Genomic DNA, 16,369 nt, shown 5'->3' with positions numbered 1-16,369 from the left:
GGTACGGTGCTGCCCTTGGCAACGCCGCGACATGAGGCATTGTTCCAGCGTCAGGTACCATCGCGCTTCATTCACCCACTCTGCTCGCTTCATCGAACGGCGTGGCAGAGGATGCTCGACATCGGCGGGATCCGCCGGACGCCGGGAATCGGCATGCCGGAGATGTCAACCTGACATGACTCGCGATGCCGTCCCGGCCTCTCCCACGCTCCCCGCAAACACCACCTCCGGCTCCTTCAACCCGTGCGCCATGAGCATCTTGCGCACCTCGCACGACGCTCCTGCGATGATGAAGCGCACGCCCGAGTGTCTGGCCTTGCGCGCCGCGCCTTCGATGACGTTGAGCGCCGTGGTGTCGAGGAAAGGCACGGCCGAGCAGTCGAGGACGAAATTCTTGTGGCGGTCGGCGATGCGGTCGAGCACGGAGCCGACGGTCGCTGCCGTGCCGAAGAAGAAGGCGCCCGAGATTCGGTAGACCACCGTGTCGGGGTCGCTGGCGGCGTCCGGATCGTACGCCACCCGGCCGCCGTTGACGGTGTCGGCGACGTCCTCGCTGACCTGCGGCACGTGGACATCGGTCGAGACTGATTTCGCCATGCGGTCGATGAAGAGCAGCGAGCCCAGCACGAAGCCGACGACGATGCCCTCCGTCAGGTCGCGGAAGACCACGAGCAGCAGCGTGACGGCCAGCACCAGGGCGTCGCCGCGCGAGGTGCGGGCGATCGCCGCGAAGGCGTCCTTCTCGATCATGTTCCAGGCGACGAACGCGAGCACCCCGGCGAGCGCCGCGAGCGGGATGTAGGCCGCCAGTGGTGCCGCGACGAGCATGAAAGCCAGGATGAAGGTCGAATGCAGCATGCCCGAAACCGGGCCGCGCGCGCCGGCCCGCACATTGGTCGCCGTGCGCGCGATCGTGCCGGTCACGCAGATGCCGCCAAACAGCGCCGATCCAATGTTGGCGAAGCCCTGTGCCACCAGTTCGCAGTTGGAGCGGTGCCTTCGCCCCGTCATGCCGTCGGCCACCACCGCCGAAAGCAGCGATTCGATCGCCCCCAGCAGCGCGAAGGAAATCGCGTCGGGCAGCACGGCCTTCACCAGGTCGGGGTCGAAGTTCGGCAGCGCCGGCATGGGCAGGCTGCGCGGAATGCCGCCGAATCGCGAGCCGATCGTCTCCACCGGCAAGGCGAACGCCCAGGCCGCCACCGAGGCGGCCGCCACGGCCACCAGCATGCCCGGCCAGCCCGGCCGGAAGCGCTTCAGACCGCCGATGAGCACCATCGTCATCGCGGCGATCCCGATCGCGGCCGGGCTCGCCGTGCCCGCCGCCGCCCACAGGACTGCCAGCTTTTCCACCAGCGCGCCGGGCTCCGGCCCCGAGAGCGTCAGCCCGAACAGGTCGCGCAGCTGGCTGGCGAAGATGATGACGGCGATGCCTGCGGTGAAGCCGACCGTCACCGGATAGGGGATGTATTTTATGTAGGTGCCGAGCCTGAGATAGCCGATCGCCAGCAGGAAGACGCCCGACATCATGGTGGCGAGAAGCAGCCCCTCCACCCCGTGCCGCGCCACGGTCGCAGCCACCAGCACGATGAAGGCGCCGGCCGGGCCGCCGATCTGGAACCGGCTGCCGCCAAGCAGCGAGACGATGAAGCCGCCAACGATCGCCGTGTAGAGCCCCCGCTCCGGCCCGACCCCCGACGCGATGGCGATCGCCATCGAGAGCGGCAGGGCGACGATCGCGACGGTCAGCCCGGCAATCGCGTCGGCGCGCAGACCGGCCAGGCCGTAGCCCTCGCGGAAAACGGTGACGAGCTTGGGCGTGAAGAGCTCGGCGAAATCCGGGCGCGCCGGCGCCGGCGTGATGGACGGGTTCGAATGCACGTTCTGCCTTCCCTCGACGAAGGCGGCGGGATCGTCGGCCGGCCCCCATATCCTCAACGGATCACGGGGCCGGCGGGCCGGCGGTCGCCGTCGCGACACTTTCTTTCTTTCGGGGCCGGCGTGCGCGAAGGCGCCCGCCGCCCGTCAGCCGTCCGTGCTGGCCGGAGCCTTCAGGCGCACGCCGCGTCCACCGCGCTCGCTCGCCTGGCCTTCTCCGATCAGCTCGACGCCGGAATCGTTGATCGCCTGGACCACCTTCATCAGGGTGTCCACCACGCCCCTCACCACGCCCGCGCTGGCCTCCATCCTCTGGATGGTCGGCAGGGAGACGCCTGCCCGCTCCGCAAGCGTCTTCTGGTCGATGCCCGCAAGAGCGCGCGCCGCGCGCATTTGTGTCGCTGTGATCACCCGATCCTCGTTTCAGACGGCAGTATGATTGTTATTCATTCGATAGTGATGGTTCAAGTATCATTTTTGCCACGCTACGCGTCGAGCTCACCGTCCGCCGAGATAGGGTCCCAGCGAAACCAGGCCGACGGCCAGGATAGCCAGCAGGATGCCGGCGCCCTGGAGGAGGTTCACCTTCTCGCCGAAATAGGCGAAGGCGACGATGTTGACCGCCACGATCTGTATTACCGCCGAGAGCGACAAGGCGAGCCCCATGCCGAACTCGCGGATCAGCCGCAGCATGATCAGATTGCCGATGGTGTAGAGGGCGAGCGTGAGAGCGAGCTTCCCGGCGCCCGGCGCGAGCGTCCACGCCTTGGCCGCGCTCGCCGCCGAGATGAAGACCGCCGTCGACAGGGAGAGTTGCAGAAAACCCGAGACCGTCATGCCTCTGTTCCCCTGAATTGCCGTGGCGCGGATCGCTGTTGCAGCAGGAACCTTAGCCCGACGGCTCCCTCGCGAAGAGGTCCTCGTAGACCGGCAGATAGGACGCCCCGATCGCCGGCGCCGCCGGTCCGGCAAGACCGACGTCGACGGCAAGGAGTTCGCAGTCGCAGGGCCAGATGACCCGCATGCGCTCCCGCACCGCTGCGCACAGGCGCGTCAGCAGGGGCCGCGGCACCGGGCCGCCGAGCACCGCGTGGCGCATGCCGATCACCATGGCTGTGTTGGAGAAGGCCCAGGCCAGCGCCGCCGCCGCCTCCTCGAGCCAGGCTTCCGCGGCGGGCGAGGAAAACAGGCGATCGGTCCCGGCCGGCTCCTCGGAACCGCGAACGTGCTCGTCGCGGTCGCGCTTCCGCAGCGCCGCGAGCGAGGCGATGTCCTGCAGGCGGGTCGGTTCGCCATCGCGCCAGCCGGCAAGCGTGCGGCCGAGCTGCGGACCGGCGCCGCCGCTGCCGCCGCGCCAGGCGGTTCCGCCGACGATCACGCCCGAACTGATGACCTCGTCGATGTGGAGATAGAGGAAATCGCCCTTCCAGGGACTGCCGGGTCCCGCATGCTCCGCCCAGGCGGCGGCGCGGCCCGGGTTGTAGCCGCGGAACGGCAGGCCGGTCGCCTCCGACAGGCGCCGGGCGATTTCGTGCATGTTCCAGCCCTGCGGCACGCCCTCCGGCGCGCCGAGCATCCGCAGGTCGCCGGCGAAATCGTCGGGCACCGCCACGCCGGCGAACTTCATGAGCCCGCGCGCGGCATCGTCCAGCGTCCCCGCCATCTTCCTCCACCTGTCGGCGATGTCGGAAAACACCGTCTCCGCCGGATGGTCGTAGTGGATGGTCTCGATCGCGCTCGCCGATCCGGACATGTCCATCAGTACGATGTCGCAGTGCCGCCAGCCGATCGACACGCCGAGCGACCTGACGCTGTCGTAGACCAGATAGTAGGGCGTTGCGGGGAGTCCCGGCTGTCCGCGCTTGACCTCGCCGCGCCGGATCAGTCCGTCGTTCTCGAGATCGGCGAGGAAGCGCGACACCGTCTGCGCGCCCAGCCCGCAGAGCCGCGAGATTTCCGCGTTGGTGACGCCCGGCGTGGTGGCGACGATCATCAGGACGGCACGCTGGTTGGCGGTGCTGATCGACGAATGGTGCAGACCTCGAATGCCTTCGGCAAGCGGATGTGCGGTCTTGGGCGGGAACTCCGGTCTGTGCGGCATGGGGGTCTTGGGACTGCGTTGCCACGCATTGCTACGCCACGTCGGCGCACGGATCACTTGAAAATGACATCCCGGCACAAGTTTTCCGCCGAGTGTGCGGGAGCGGCCTCAGGTGCCTTCCTCCGGGATCTTCAGGAGGTGTCCGCACGCCTTGCAGAAGACGGCGTCTGGATCGTGCCGCTGGAGCGCGCAGCGCGGGCACGGATAAAACACTTTGTTCGGCCTGAAAATCGCCTGCGCGAGCCTGACGAACAGCGAGATGCCGACGATCATGGTGACGATCGCGGTGAGCTTTCCCCACACCCCCTGAAGCACGATGTCGCCGAAGCCGGTCGTGGTGACCGTCGCCACGGTGAAATAGAGGGCATCGACGTAGCCCTCGATGCCGGTGCCGTTTCGGAAGAAGAATGTATACACGAAGCCGGTCGCCACCAGCAGGAAGGTGGCTAGGTTGAGCATCGCCTGCAGGGCCTCGCGCCACTGGGCGTAGCCCCTCCTTTCCAGAGGCTGCCATAGGAAGCCGCTGCGCGACAGCGACCAGAGCCGCAGGATGCGCAGGAACCCGAGATTGGCGAGTTCGTAGGGGAAGAGCAGCGTCGCAAGGATGAACACGTCCACCCACACCGTCGGACGCCTGATCCAGCGCCCGATGTCGGTGGAGGCCAGCGCCCGCGCGACCGTGTCGCCCGCAAGGAACATGGCGATCGTGTAGTCGAGCCAGAGAAAGGAAGGCTGCTCGCGAAGCAGCGGCGACGCGATGAAGAAGGCGATGATGACCATATCGAGCAGCAGGACCGCGAGTTGGAATCGCAGCGCGGTCAGGTCGCTTCCGAAATAGAGCCGCCGAAGCGCAAGGCGCAACGTCCCGATCCGGGAGGAGGGGCGGGCGTCGGGGCGATCGGGTTCTGCCATACTGCCGGCTTAGGGCGGCGGCCGCCCGGCGTCCAGCCCGGCGGGTACCGCAAGCACCCGATGGCGGGCGGCACGCCGCGCGCTTAGGATGGCGCGAATCAACTGGTCACCGACCGCGGATCGGCCATGGATATCCAGCTCGCCTTCATTCTCGCGCTCACCTTCGTCATCCATCTCGTCGGCACGCTGGCCTATGCGTTCCGCATCGCCGGCATCCGCACCGGCCACATCGCCGTCGCGTTCTCGCTGTTCAACATCCTCGTGCTGGTGTCGCGGATCTCCAATTCCTTCCAGGCGCCCTTTCTCGCCAAGCGGGTCGAGACGGCGATCGTCGATCCCGGCCTGCATCACCTGGCGCTCGATTTCGCGCTGGTCATCGCCGCCGCCTCTGTGGCGACGCTCGCCGGCGGGCTGCTCATTCCGAGCTTCCAGCGCTATTCCACGGCCGCCGTCGGCGCCTTCCGGCGCACCCGTTCCGTTCCGCGCCTCATGGTCCGCGCCCTCACGCCGCGTGGCTTGGTGCTCCTTTCGCAATCCGTCGCCCTGCCCCGCTATGCAAACGTCCGGCAATTGCGGATCGGAGGCGCCGTCCCGGCGGGCATCGTGCTGCTCAATATCGCAGTCACGGCACTCTGGACGGTCGGCGCGCTCGCCGCCATCTACGCCGGTTCGCTCGAACCCCAGTATCGGGTGACTGCCAGCACGCTATCGGCCATCATCAACGGCGTGGCCACGATCATGATGTTCGTCGTGATCGACCCGTTCTTGGCCGGCCTCACCGACGACGTGGTCGCCGGCCGCGCCAGCGAGAAGGATTTCCGCCGCGCCGTCATCTGGATGGTCACGAGCCGATTCGCCGGCACGGTGCTCGCACAGGCACTGCTGTTGCCCTCTGCGCTGCTGATCGCCTGGGTGGCTCGGCTGATATGAGGCTGCCGCGGCCGCCCGATCGGGAGGCCGCGGCCAGGCGGCTCAATCGCCGCCGAACTCCGCCTTGAAGGTCTCGAAGTCGATCTGCAGGCCGTTGAGGATCGCGCTCCAGTGACGGGTCAGCCCGGCCTGGGCGACGGCCTCGGCGATCTCTTCGTCGGTGGCGCCGAGGTCGCGGGCAGTCTTGGTGTCGATCCACACGCAGTACCGGCACGGGATCTGCGCCGCCACGGCGATGTTGATCAGTGACTTCACCTTGGGATCGAGTGCGCCCTTTTCGACTTCCAGGCTCTTGGTGAGAGCCCATGCGCCCGCGATCCCCTGCCGGGGGTAGATCTTCATGAACGTTGGCACGACGCCGTAAGTCGCCTCGATGTCCTTGTAGGTGGCTTCCGCGGTCGCGACCTCCTGTGCGGCCGCTCCGCCTGCATCGAGTGCGAGGGAGGCGGCGAGCAGGGCGGCGCCCAGGTGAATGCTGTGTCTCATGGTATTGTCCTTTCCGTTGTGAAGGCATGGAGGATCGTTCCCGGACCGCCTTCAGGTCCGGGACGGGACGCGTCTTGTTCGATAGTGGACGGTCCGGTGATCCGGACGGCGGGGAGGATGCCGCCCGGTTTTTCCTGGTTGCAGTCTTGCGGGCAGGCGGTCCTAGTACTCTGGGAACCGGTGCCCCGCAGGGCGGTCTCGCCGCATTCCGATGTCGCGCAACAGGTGGCTGTTGAGGCTGTCGAGCGCCGCAATGGCGTCGATCTCGTGGCGATGTCGGCGGCGGGTCTCGAACCAGTCCCTCATGCGCGCCGGGAGGCTGCGGGCCGGTCTGTGGATGGTCATGTTTCTGTCCTTCGATGTGTCGTGCCCTGTCAGGCGGCCTCGGCCGGGAGGCAGGCCTCGCAGATCGCGCGGATGTGGGTGTGGTCGGTGCCGCAGCAGCCGCCGAGGATCCGCATCTGCGGGTGCCTGGCGGTGAGGCTTGAGTAGCGGCGGCCGAGATCGGGGATGTCGCCCTCGTCCAGTTCGGTGGACTCGTCGAGTTCGGCATGGCTCTTCGCCGACGCGTTCGCCCGGAGGCCCTGCACCCGCTCCAGCCATTGCTCGCCGGCTTGGAGCGCGGCTTCGAAATGGGACGGATGGGCGCAGTTGATCATGTAGTAGGCCGGCGCGCCGCCGGTGGCCTCGTCGGTGCGCTCCACCGCCTCGCGCAGGCTCGCGCCGTCCGCCAGCCGTCCGTCGGTCTCGACCGTGAAGGAGATGACGCTCGGCATGCCTGCCGCCTTGGCCGCCCGCGCGATGCCGATCGCCTCGTTCACCGCGTTCATGGTTATCGCCGAGATCATGTCGGCCGCCGTGTCGGCAAGGATACCGAGCTGGAACGCATGGTAGTCCTGTGCCTCGTCAGGGTCGACGCGGCCCGCCTTGTAGCCGTCGCCGCGCGGGCCGATCACCCCGTTGAGCACGACGGGCGTGGCGGGGGTCTCCCAGTTCCGGCGAAGTCCCTCGACGAACCGGACGCCCGCCTGGTTGATCCTCCGCAAGCCGTCGGCGTCATAGCCGAGTTCGCGGCCCCAGTCGGGGTTCGCGCGCCAGGTCGGCGTGTCGAGGATGAAACCGACGCCTCTCGCGCGGGCGAGCGACAGATAGTTCTCGTAGTACGCCGTCAGCTTTTCGCGGCCCCTGTCCGTCTCCAGGAGTACGAACGAGGCGAAGGCGGGCAGGTCGATCCCCTCCTTGAAGATCAGGGTCGTCTCCAGACCTCCGTCGGTCAGGAACATGCCGCCCTTCGTCTGCGGCAGGTTGTTGCGATACTTGCTCATGGTCACATCCTTTCGGTGTAGTTCACGATGATTGCCGGCACGACCGTTCAGCCCGTCGGCTATGGCTCAAGATGTGCCGGATGAGGCGTCCGGAGACTAGCAAACCTGCGGTCCTGTGCCGGAAGGAAAGGAACTATGTCTTGTTCTTCAATGACTTGGAGGAAGCTGTAGCGCCAACGATCGCGAACGTGTATGGGGGCGCCCAAGCAAAACCGCACCGTCGGTCAAGTAATTGTATGAGGAGTTTCACATGGGAAAGGGCGCCGACACGCGCGAGCGGATTCTCGAAATCGCAGAAGCATCCGTTCTCGCAAAGGGATTCGGGGCGACATCCATCGACGAAATCATCGCGGAAGCCGGAATCACCAAGAGCGGCTTCTTCTATCACTTCCGTGACAAGAACGAACTCGCCCGCGACATGCTGCGCCGCTACGTCGCCGAAGACAACCGTATCCTGGATGAGATCTTCGCCCGTGCCGCCGATCTATCCGACGATCCGCTTCAGGCATTCCTGATCGGGCTGAAGCTTTTCGCCGAAACGCTTGCCGATCTGCCAAATGGCCATCCCGGCTGCATCATCGCATCGGTCTGCTATCAGGAGAGGCTGTTCGACCGCGAGGTGGTCGAGATCAACCGGCAGGCGGTCGAAGGGCTGAACGACCGCTTTCGCCGCTATCTCGAAGCGGTTGCCAGCGTCTACGCGCCGCGCGAGCCCGTCGACCTCGACGCGCTTGCCGAGATGGTCACCTGTATCATCGACGGAGGCATCATCATGGCCAAGGTCATGAAGGACCCGCAGCGGCTGCCCAACCAGCTGCTTGCCTTCCGCTCCTTCGTGAAGCTGCTCTTCTCCGAACCTGCTACCGCTGCCCTGCATGTGCCCGCCCGCGCGGCCATTGCCGCGGAGTGAAACTGATCGCTGGCGTGAAGTCGCAGATACGTGGCGGACGTCGGCTGACTGCCCGGCTTCGGGCCTAGCGCGTTGACACGCGCCAGGCCGCGCAAGCCTCAGCAGACGGTGTGCTGACACGCGATGTGACAGGCTTGCTTCGCGAAAGGATCCGGTATCAGTTCGCAACCGAAGTGACAGAGATCACATTCGATGCTGGAGGCAGAGACATTCTGCCTTTGCGCAGTGGGTGAATAAGCTCTCATGACCGGTGCAACATCGGCTGAACCGGAGAGCTTAGCGTTGAGTGTCCTCTTCATTTGATACTCCCGTAAATCTGCGGGACAGGAAGTTTCGGAGCCCTGCGGAATGTTCCCGCGCCATTCCGCCTGGCAAGATTATCCGAGGAGTGCTTTCGGCCGCTCTCTCCACTGCGAGAGCTCGCCGATACTCACTGGAACCGTATCACTCACGTCCAGCGTGAACTGGAAGGTGTAGAGCGCTGAAGTGACATCCGCCTCACGGAAGAACCGGATAGCGATGTCGTAGCATTCGGAACCGGCGCGGCAGGAGGGGCTCCTCGTGACGAGGATGTCGTCCAGGATCAGCTTCAGTCCGGCGATCTCCGAAAGTATCTGAAACGTGCGGAATGCCGATGTCGCGGCGAAGTTCAGAGCCCGGTCCCGCCCTGCTATGCCGAGATTCCGATATTTGCGCGTGATGAGGTTGCGGAAATCGCTGAGGAAAGGCGGGAGATCGTCGGCCATCTGCGCAATGCGATCCGCAAGACCGGACCCTTCGCCTGCTGCTTTCGCTTCTTCTTCAAACCTCGCGAGGAACCTCGCGGTTGCATCCTCGACATCCCACTCCGCGATCGCGCGAGCCACGGGCACCAAGACCGGCACCGTCTCTCCCGACATCAGGCGAACCGAGCCACATATCTGCCCGGGAACTGCAAAAAGAGTAACTTTTGACGGTGATTTCTTCGCTTTTCCTTTATTGGCTCCGTCCTCGGTGGTTCGACCAATCACCTGGTTGATATATGCGGTGAAGATTCGAGCATAGCCTTCGGCTGCGTAAGCCCCGCTCGGCATCAGCGCATAAATCGGCGCACCATCTAGATTCAGGGTCCAAATGATGCGTTCGACGTCGAAAATGTTCTCGGGCTCCTGCAAGTGCTCTATCAACTCCACCGGAGAGGGTCCGGTGTTCGTCGACATATACTGTCGGATGGAGTCGCGGCGGGCTTCTGTGCCGAAGTCGTAGCCGATCTGTCCCAGCGCGTAGACTTTCTGTGGAGCCGATGCAGGTTTGCCTCCGCATCCGCAGTCCGAAGCACATTTGCCGCCGCATCCGCATCCGCAATCGGAGGTCGAAAGGACGGATTGCTTGAGACCGGCAGAATCTTGCCGGCCAACTTCATCGGGAGAGTGGTCGCTGGCGGCGCGCACCCCTCCCGGTCCTGCTTCGGTCCGCTCCAACTCTTCAGCTAATTCCGACATGACCATTCCTCCGCTCCCAGTTGCAAATCTGCTCTCCGAGCGCGCGCCGGTGTTTCGCGCCGCCAAACTCTGAAAAGGATTGATGCGCCCTGAAAGGCATCGATCGGGATCCGAAAGATATTCTCCGCAGCCGACCGCATTGGCGATCAGGCTTCGCCCGACTGCCACCGGGTTCGGGATATCGCCACGCTGAACTGTTTCGGCAAGCATTCGGGCCGCCAATCCCGCAACGATCGGGACCGCGAAGCTGGTCCCGCTGCGGCTAACCACGCCGCCGCCCGGGACGGCACCAACGATCTCAGATCCCGGTGCCAATATCCCGTGGTCGGTGTAAACTTCCGCGAAGTTGCTGAAGGACAACGGTTTTCCGTTTAGATCGCAAGCTCCGACTGCCAGCACGCCACTCATAGCCGCCGGAATATGTGCAAGCGATGCCCCATCGTTGCCCGCGGCTGCCACTACAAGCACGTTGTCCTCGAGACATCGTCCTATCGCCTCCACGAGGAAAGCATCTGCGGCTTCTGGCGTGCCGGGTTCGCCACCAGAGATGGCAACGATATGGGCACCCTGGTCGATTGCAGCGAGTATCGCGCGCGCAAGATCGCGTTGGGTGCAGGAAACGTCCATTTCGCCGGTGTCTCGGAAGATTGGCAGAATCAAACCGCGGCAGCATGGGACCAGTCCGTGGACAGGGCTTCCCGGCTGCCCGAACAAGATGCTGGCGATATGCGTGCCGTGGCAGCTGGCCGGTGAACCGGGAGCCGTCTTCGGCATGCCCCAAGGGATCTCGATCGTGGCGCCGTCAAAGCAAGGATGCGACACGTCTACGGGGCCGTCGAGAACGGCAACCTTGATACGCGGATCTCCCAGCGGATTGAAGTCGTATCTCATCTGCAACCTCAACGGGAAATCTTGCCCCGAATGCGAAGTATGTCAAGTTAAAGTTGCAGAAAGGCTCCTTCGTGCGTTTCGGTCGCGCTGCGAAACGAACGATAGAACACTGATGGAGCGGTCCTGTCGGCACACGGTAGGCGTGCGTCTCGTGAACGCGGCCACGTTGCTCGTGCGACCGCAACTCGCCCATTCCATTTGCCGCACGCCCCGCAAAACCCGTTTGGCGTTTTGCCCGCGGATGCTCTATACGCCCGCCCCATGACCCCACTGAAGAACATACGCAACTTCTCCATCGTCGCGCATATCGACCACGGCAAGTCGACGCTCGCCGACCGGCTGATCCAGATGACCGGATCTCTGGAGGAGCGCGAGATGAAGGAGCAGGTGCTCGACGCGATGGACATCGAGCGCGAGCGCGGCATCACCATCAAGGCCAACACCGTGCGGCTCGAATACAACGCCGCCGACGGCGAACACTATGTCCTGAACCTCATCGACACGCCCGGCCATGTCGACTTCGCCTACGAGGTGTCGCGTAGCTTGCGCGCCTGCGAGGGTTCGCTGCTCGTCGTCGACGCCTCCCAGGGCGTCGAGGCGCAGACGCTGGCCAACGTCTACCAGGCGCTCGACGCCGACCACGAGATCGTGGTGGTGCTGAACAAGGTCGACCTGCCCGCCGCCGAACCCGACCGCATCCGCGAGCAGGTCGAGGAGGTGATCGGGCTCGACGCCTCCGACGCCGTGCTGATCTCGGCCAAGACGGGGCTCGGCGTCGACCAGGTGCTCGAAGCCATCGTAAAGCGCCTGCCGCCGCCGAAGGAGGGCGACGCTCAAAAGCCGCTGAAGGCCATGCTGGTCGATAGTTGGTACGACGCCTATCTCGGCGTCATCGTTCTGGTGCGCGTCATCGACGGCGTGCTCAGGAAGGGCCAGCAGATCCGCATGATGGGCACCGACGCCCGCTACCCGGTCGACCGCGTCGGCGTCATCACGCCCAAGATGGTCATCACCGACGAGCTCGGCCCCGGCGAGATCGGCTTCATCACCGCCTCGATCAAGGAGGTGGCCGACACCCGCGTCGGCGACACCATCACCGAGGACAAGCGTCCGACGCCGGAGATGCTGCCGGGCTTCAAGCCGGCGCAGCCGGTGGTCTTCTGCGGCCTGTTCCCGGTGGACGCGGCCGATTTCGAGGCCCTGCGCGCCGCCATGGGCCGGCTGCGGCTCAACGATGCCTCCTTCTCCTTCGAAATGGAGACGTCCGCCGCGCTCGGCTTCGGCTTCCGCTGCGGCTTCCTCGGCCTGCTGCATCTCGAAATCATCCAGGAGCGGCTGGAGCGCGAGTTCGACCTCGACCTCATCGCCACCGCGCCCTCGGTCGTCTATCGCCTCGCCATGACCGACGGCACGGTCAAGGAGCTGCACAACCCCGCCGACATGCCCGACGTGGTCAAGATCGCCGCGATCGAGGAGCCGTGGATCCGCGCCACCATCATGACGCCGGACGACTATCTCGGCGCCATCCTCAAGCTTTGCCAGGAGCGGCGCGGCGTGCAGGCCGATCTCTCCTACGTGGGCAAGCGCGCCATGGCGACCTACGACCTGCCGCTCAACGAGGTCGTCTTCGACTTCTACGACCGGCTGAAGTCGATCTCCAAGGGCTACGCCTCCTTCGACTACCAGCTCACCGACTACAAGGAGGGCGACCTGGTCAAGATGTCGATCCTGGTCAACGACGAGCCGGTCGACGCGCTTTCCATGCTGGTCCACCGCCAGGCCGCCGAGAAGCGCGGCCGCGCCATGTGCGAGAAACTCAAGGAGCTGATCCCCAAGCACATGTTCAAGATCCCGATCCAGGCCGCCATCGGCGGCAAGGTGATTGCCCGCGAGACCATTTCCGCCCTGCGCAAGGACGTCACCGCCAAGTGCTACGGCGGCGACGTGACGCGCAAGCGCAAGCTTCTGGAGAAGCAGAAGGAGGGCAAGAAGCGCATGCGCCAGTTCGGCAAGGTCGAAATCCCCCAGGCCGCCTTCATCGAGGCGCTCAAGATGGGGGACGGCTGACGGCTGATACCACTCCCGCCTCGTGGTTCGACAGGCTCACCATGAGGCCGGAGGCTGCACCGCAGCCCCATTGCAAACCTCCTCATGGTGAGCCTGTCGAACCACGCACCACGAACCACGAACCATGAGCACCTCAGACTGCGGCGGTGAAGTGACTGCGATGCTCCTCTCGCCCTCATGGTGAGCTTCCTGAGCCGGCCGAAGGGCGAACCACGAGAGCGACGCACCGGACTCCCTCGACCCGCGTCCTCGCCATCGCCGCGTCCTCCCCCTCTTGATCCCGCCCGCGCGCGAGCGCAGAATCAGCCATGCTTCGCGCCGCCCTTCTCGCCCTTCCCGCCGTCCTTCTCGCCTCGCCGTCGCTGGCCGAGGAGCTGACGCTCTACCTCGCCAACCGCGCCCCGCACGCGGTGGCGGCCGAACTCTCCGCGCCCGGCGGCGACGGCGAGTGGCCGGGCGGCGGCAAGGTCTACCTTCTCGAAAAGGGCGAGCGTAAGTCGGTGCGCATCGAGTGCCGCGTCGGCGAGACCATCTGCTACGGCGCCTGGCGCTTCGGCGACGAGACGACCGCTTACGGCGTCGGCCCCGAACGCGACCTCGTCTGCGATCAGTGCTGCCTCACCTGTGCCCCCGTCTCCGCCGCCCACATCGACATCGGAGGGTAAGCCAGCGCTTATCCTCCATGTGCGGGGACGACCGATCGCGCCACAGCCGGTGCCCGATCCTCCCCTGCGGATGCGATGGAAGTCGGGGAACTATTGCGGTCGAGGATGCTTTCCTTTGCCACGCGCCAATGCGATATCCGGGCGTGGGGACGCACAGGAGAAACGCATCATGGGCATATTTGATTTCGTGAAGAGTGTCGGCAACAAGCTCGGCTTCGGCGATCATGATGAGGCCACCGACGCGGCGGTCTTGAAGAAGGAGCTCGATTCCTACAAGCTCGGCACCGAAAAGGTGCAGGTCGAGGTCAAGGGAGACACCGCGATCCTGAAAGGCGACGTCGCCGACCAGTCCGTCTTCGAAAAGGCCGTCATCGCCATCGGAAACACGCTTGGCGTTTCCAAGGTCCAGGCCGACGAGCTAAAGGTCGTGGCGCCGCAGGCGGCCGTTTCGCTCGACAGGAACGTCGACATGACCGAACTGGTCAAGGCATCGACGCCGGCCCGGCAACCCGTCTTCTACACCGTCCAGAAAGGCGACAATCTCTCGAAGATCGCCGAGCATGTCTACGGCAAGGGCAAGGCATCGAAATACACCGTCATCTTCGAAGCCAACAAGCCTATGCTGAAGCATCCGGACAAGATCTACCCGGGCCAGGTGCTGCGCATACCGGAGCTCGCCGAGGCCTGATCGCCGCCGGGCGAAATGTAGCCCCTGGTCATGGGGCGACGGTTCGGCAACGACGGGAAGCGGTTCGGCAATGGCCGGCCGAGCCGCTCACCCACGTGATCCCCGGACAAAGCCTGCCTCCCCTTCCCACAGGAAGAGCAGGGTTTCGCGATGCTGGCGCTGCCAATCTTCCCCCTTGTGGGGGTGAGACGCGGTCCGCAGGGGCGCCTCGTGGGATCCGGCCCTTCCTTCTCCCACAAGGGGAGAAGGAAAGCCGAGGTGCCGCCGCCTCCACGAACATTTCTGAAGCGGAAGATACGGGCGCGATGCCGAAGCTGCCGATCTCCCCCCTCGTGGGGGAGATGTCGGCGAAGCCGACAGAGGGGGGCGCCTCGCGGGATGCCGCCGCCGCGTCCCCCTCCCCCTTGCGGGGAGGGGCCAGGGGTGGGGGTGCCCCGGCAGCCCCGGTACCGTGGCTCGCGAAATGCCGCGGCTCTCTTCCTTCTCCCCTTGTGGGAAAAGGTGGCTCGGCGCGCAGCGCCGAGACGGATGAGGGGTGTCGGCCGGAGACCGATCCCACAATCCAGCCACCGAAAGGCAATCCGCGTCTCCCCTTCAACCACCCCGCTCCGTCCAGCACCCCTCATCCGACCTCCCCCACGAGGGGGGAGATCGGCAGCGTCGATATCGCCGCTTCTCCTGCAATAGTTAAAGTTGGCGACGATATACGCGACGGCTGATCTCCCCCCTCGTGGGGGAGATGTCCGCCCCTCGGCAAGAGCTCGGGAGGACAGAGGGGGGCGCGACGGAGCGCGATCTGGCCGGAGTTTTCCCTCCGACCCCGATCCTGCCCCTCTACGCCGCGGCGCGCGCCCCGGCCTTGTGCCTGCCGTCGATTTTCGCCCAGTCCGGCCGCTCGAACAGCCACTTGCCGCGGCCGCTCCACTGCACGGCGAGGAAGAGCACCACCGGCCCGGTGACGCCGGCTGCGGTGACGAGGAAGGCCATCACGCCGACGTCGGGCACGATGCCGGTCTTGACGAGCACCACGCGGGCGGTTGCCATCGGCAGGAAGAAGGCGAGGTAGACGACGATGGAATGTTCGCCCAGCCAGCGCAGTCCGTTCGCCCAGGGCACCCGCGCCAGAAGCGTGGCGATGGAGACGATCGCGAGCGCGCCGGCGAAGCCCAGCACCAGCGAGACCAGAGGCAGTTCCGAGATACCGCCGGTGGCACCCGTGTCGCCCACCTCGCCCTGTATGAGGAAGGCGAGCGCGGCGGGCGCCGGCGTGAAGACGAGAACGGCTTCCAGCACTGCCCAGACGGCGAGCCCGGCAAGGGCGGCGCCGGCATTGCGCCGCACCGCGCCGGCGAGCGCGAAGATCTGCGGGGCGAAGGCATATCCGGCGAAGAAATACACGTACCGCGCCGCGAACTCGTCGAAGATCACCGAGCCGGTGTGGACCGGCAGCGCCTCGAGCAGCGCCGCCCAGACGAAGACGAACCAGACCGGCAGGCTGCGCACCAGCCGGGTGAATAGGAAGAAGACGGGCAGGACGTAGATGAACCACAGCGTGCCGAAGGGCTGTACGAAGGCAAGGAGGTAGTCGACGAGGGGTGCCGTCGCGCCCCTTTCCAGGGCGATCCCCGGCGCCTTGAAGGCGAACTGGATGGTGAGCCACAGCACGTAGAAATAGGCGAAGTGGACCACCTTGCGGTCGAGGTAGCGCCGCCAGGGCTTGTCGATGGTGAGCGAAAGGAACAGGCCGGAGATGAGGAAGAAGTCGGGCATGCGGAACGGCCGCGCCCAGGCCACCACCTGGTGCATGAAGCCCTGCTCGCCGGCTGCGATCTCGACGCCCAGCGTCGCGTGCACCATCACCACGAGGATGATGCACAGGCCCTTGGCGATGTCGACCCAGTCGACCCGTTCGGTGTCTGCGCCTGCCGCCCTCGAGATGCCCGCCATTCCCGTCGTCTCCGATTGCCGAAGTCCGAGACTAGCGCAAGGCCGCCACCAAAGGCTTAACGGCCACGCGGGAACCGGCGTCCCGGCG

At 65.6% G+C, this 16,369-nt stretch carries 15 protein-coding genes; 5 read left to right on the top strand and 10 right to left on the bottom strand.

The genetic code is table 11. From position 1 onward, the window contains the following. Window positions 1-165: 165 nt before the first annotated feature. The 5 genes from ABGN05_RS18850 to ABGN05_RS18830 form a co-directional block, all read right to left on the bottom strand. On the bottom strand, window positions 166-1,881 hold the full coding sequence (locus tag ABGN05_RS18850; protein ID WP_367955888.1) for a SulP family inorganic anion transporter: 1,716 nt from the start codon (window positions 1,879-1,881) through the stop codon (window positions 166-168). A 144-nt stretch (window positions 1,882-2,025) separates the two neighbouring features. Further along, entirely contained in the window at window positions 2,026-2,289 is a 264-nt protein-coding gene (locus ABGN05_RS18845) for a helix-turn-helix domain-containing protein (protein ID WP_367955582.1), read from the bottom strand. 87 nt (window positions 2,290-2,376) lie between these two features. Next, entirely contained in the window at window positions 2,377-2,715 is a 339-nt protein-coding gene (locus ABGN05_RS18840; RefSeq protein ID WP_367955581.1) for a hypothetical protein, read from the bottom strand. Between the two features lie 52 nt (window positions 2,716-2,767). Then, window positions 2,768-3,979 carry an ROK family transcriptional regulator gene (locus tag ABGN05_RS18835; RefSeq protein WP_367955580.1) on the bottom strand — a complete coding sequence of 404 codons (1,212 nt, stop codon included), beginning with the start codon at window positions 3,977-3,979 and terminating at the stop codon, window positions 2,768-2,770. Between the two features lie 108 nt (window positions 3,980-4,087). Beyond that, window positions 4,088-4,891: a potassium channel family protein gene (locus ABGN05_RS18830; protein ID WP_367955579.1), complete on the bottom strand. Its 804-nt coding sequence runs from the start codon at window positions 4,889-4,891 to the stop codon at window positions 4,088-4,090. A 126-nt stretch (window positions 4,892-5,017) separates the two neighbouring features. Here ABGN05_RS18830 and ABGN05_RS18825 point away from each other — a divergent pair, with 126 nt between their 5' ends. Next, window positions 5,018-5,821: a lipid II flippase Amj family protein gene (locus ABGN05_RS18825; RefSeq protein ID WP_367955578.1), complete on the top strand. Its 804-nt coding sequence runs from the start codon at window positions 5,018-5,020 to the stop codon at window positions 5,819-5,821. 42 nt (window positions 5,822-5,863) lie between these two features. Here the strand turns inward: ABGN05_RS18825 and ABGN05_RS18820 are convergent, their stop codons facing one another. The 3 genes from ABGN05_RS18820 to ABGN05_RS18810 form a co-directional block, all read right to left on the bottom strand. Then, complete coding sequence (locus tag ABGN05_RS18820; protein ID WP_367955577.1) at window positions 5,864-6,307, bottom strand: carboxymuconolactone decarboxylase family protein; 444 nt, start codon at window positions 6,305-6,307, stop codon at window positions 5,864-5,866. Between the two features lie 162 nt (window positions 6,308-6,469). Then, window positions 6,470-6,652, bottom strand: a complete 183-nt coding sequence (locus tag ABGN05_RS18815) for a hypothetical protein (RefSeq protein WP_367955576.1) — start codon at window positions 6,650-6,652, stop codon at window positions 6,470-6,472. Window positions 6,653-6,681: 29 nt separating this feature from the next. Continuing rightward, window positions 6,682-7,632 carry a homocysteine S-methyltransferase family protein gene (locus ABGN05_RS18810; protein WP_367955575.1) on the bottom strand — a complete coding sequence of 317 codons (951 nt, stop codon included), beginning with the start codon at window positions 7,630-7,632 and terminating at the stop codon, window positions 6,682-6,684. Window positions 7,633-7,882: 250 nt separating this feature from the next. On the opposite strand from ABGN05_RS18810, the gene ABGN05_RS18805 reads away from it, so the two are divergent. After that, on the top strand, window positions 7,883-8,542 hold the full coding sequence (locus tag ABGN05_RS18805) for a TetR/AcrR family transcriptional regulator (protein ID WP_367955574.1): 660 nt from the start codon (window positions 7,883-7,885) through the stop codon (window positions 8,540-8,542). A gap of 377 nt (window positions 8,543-8,919) precedes the next feature. Here the strand turns inward: ABGN05_RS18805 and ABGN05_RS18800 are convergent, their stop codons facing one another. After that, window positions 8,920-10,914, bottom strand: a complete 1,995-nt coding sequence (locus tag ABGN05_RS18800; RefSeq protein WP_367955573.1) for a PatA/PatG family cyanobactin maturation protease — start codon at window positions 10,912-10,914, stop codon at window positions 8,920-8,922. A gap of 261 nt (window positions 10,915-11,175) precedes the next feature. Between ABGN05_RS18800 and lepA the strand changes: the two genes are divergently transcribed. The 3 genes from lepA (at window position 11,176) to lysM (ending at window position 14,334) form a co-directional block, all read left to right on the top strand. Continuing rightward, entirely contained in the window at window positions 11,176-12,981 is a 1,806-nt protein-coding gene (gene lepA / locus ABGN05_RS18795; RefSeq protein WP_367955572.1) for a translation elongation factor 4, read from the top strand. Window positions 12,982-13,289: 308 nt separating this feature from the next. Continuing rightward, a complete protein-coding gene (locus ABGN05_RS18790) occupies window positions 13,290-13,646 on the top strand; it encodes a hypothetical protein (protein WP_367955571.1) in 357 nt (118 codons plus the stop codon). Between the two features lie 169 nt (window positions 13,647-13,815). Beyond that, window positions 13,816-14,334 (top strand): peptidoglycan-binding protein LysM, encoded by a 519-nt coding sequence (gene lysM / locus ABGN05_RS18785; protein WP_367955570.1) that lies wholly within the window; start codon window positions 13,816-13,818, stop codon window positions 14,332-14,334. An 834-nt stretch (window positions 14,335-15,168) separates the two neighbouring features. Here the strand turns inward: lysM and ABGN05_RS18780 are convergent. Continuing rightward, window positions 15,169-16,281, bottom strand: a complete 1,113-nt coding sequence (locus ABGN05_RS18780; protein WP_367955569.1) for an acyltransferase family protein — start codon at window positions 16,279-16,281, stop codon at window positions 15,169-15,171. Window positions 16,282-16,369 lie beyond the last annotated feature (88 nt).

Origin of the sequence: Aquibium pacificum (assembly GCF_040839445.1) — a bacterium.
Lineage (GTDB): Bacteria > Pseudomonadota > Alphaproteobacteria > Rhizobiales > Rhizobiaceae > Aquibium > Aquibium pacificus.
Note: the sequence above shows the minus strand (reverse complement) of the source record. Positions and strands in the feature narration are given on the sequence as shown.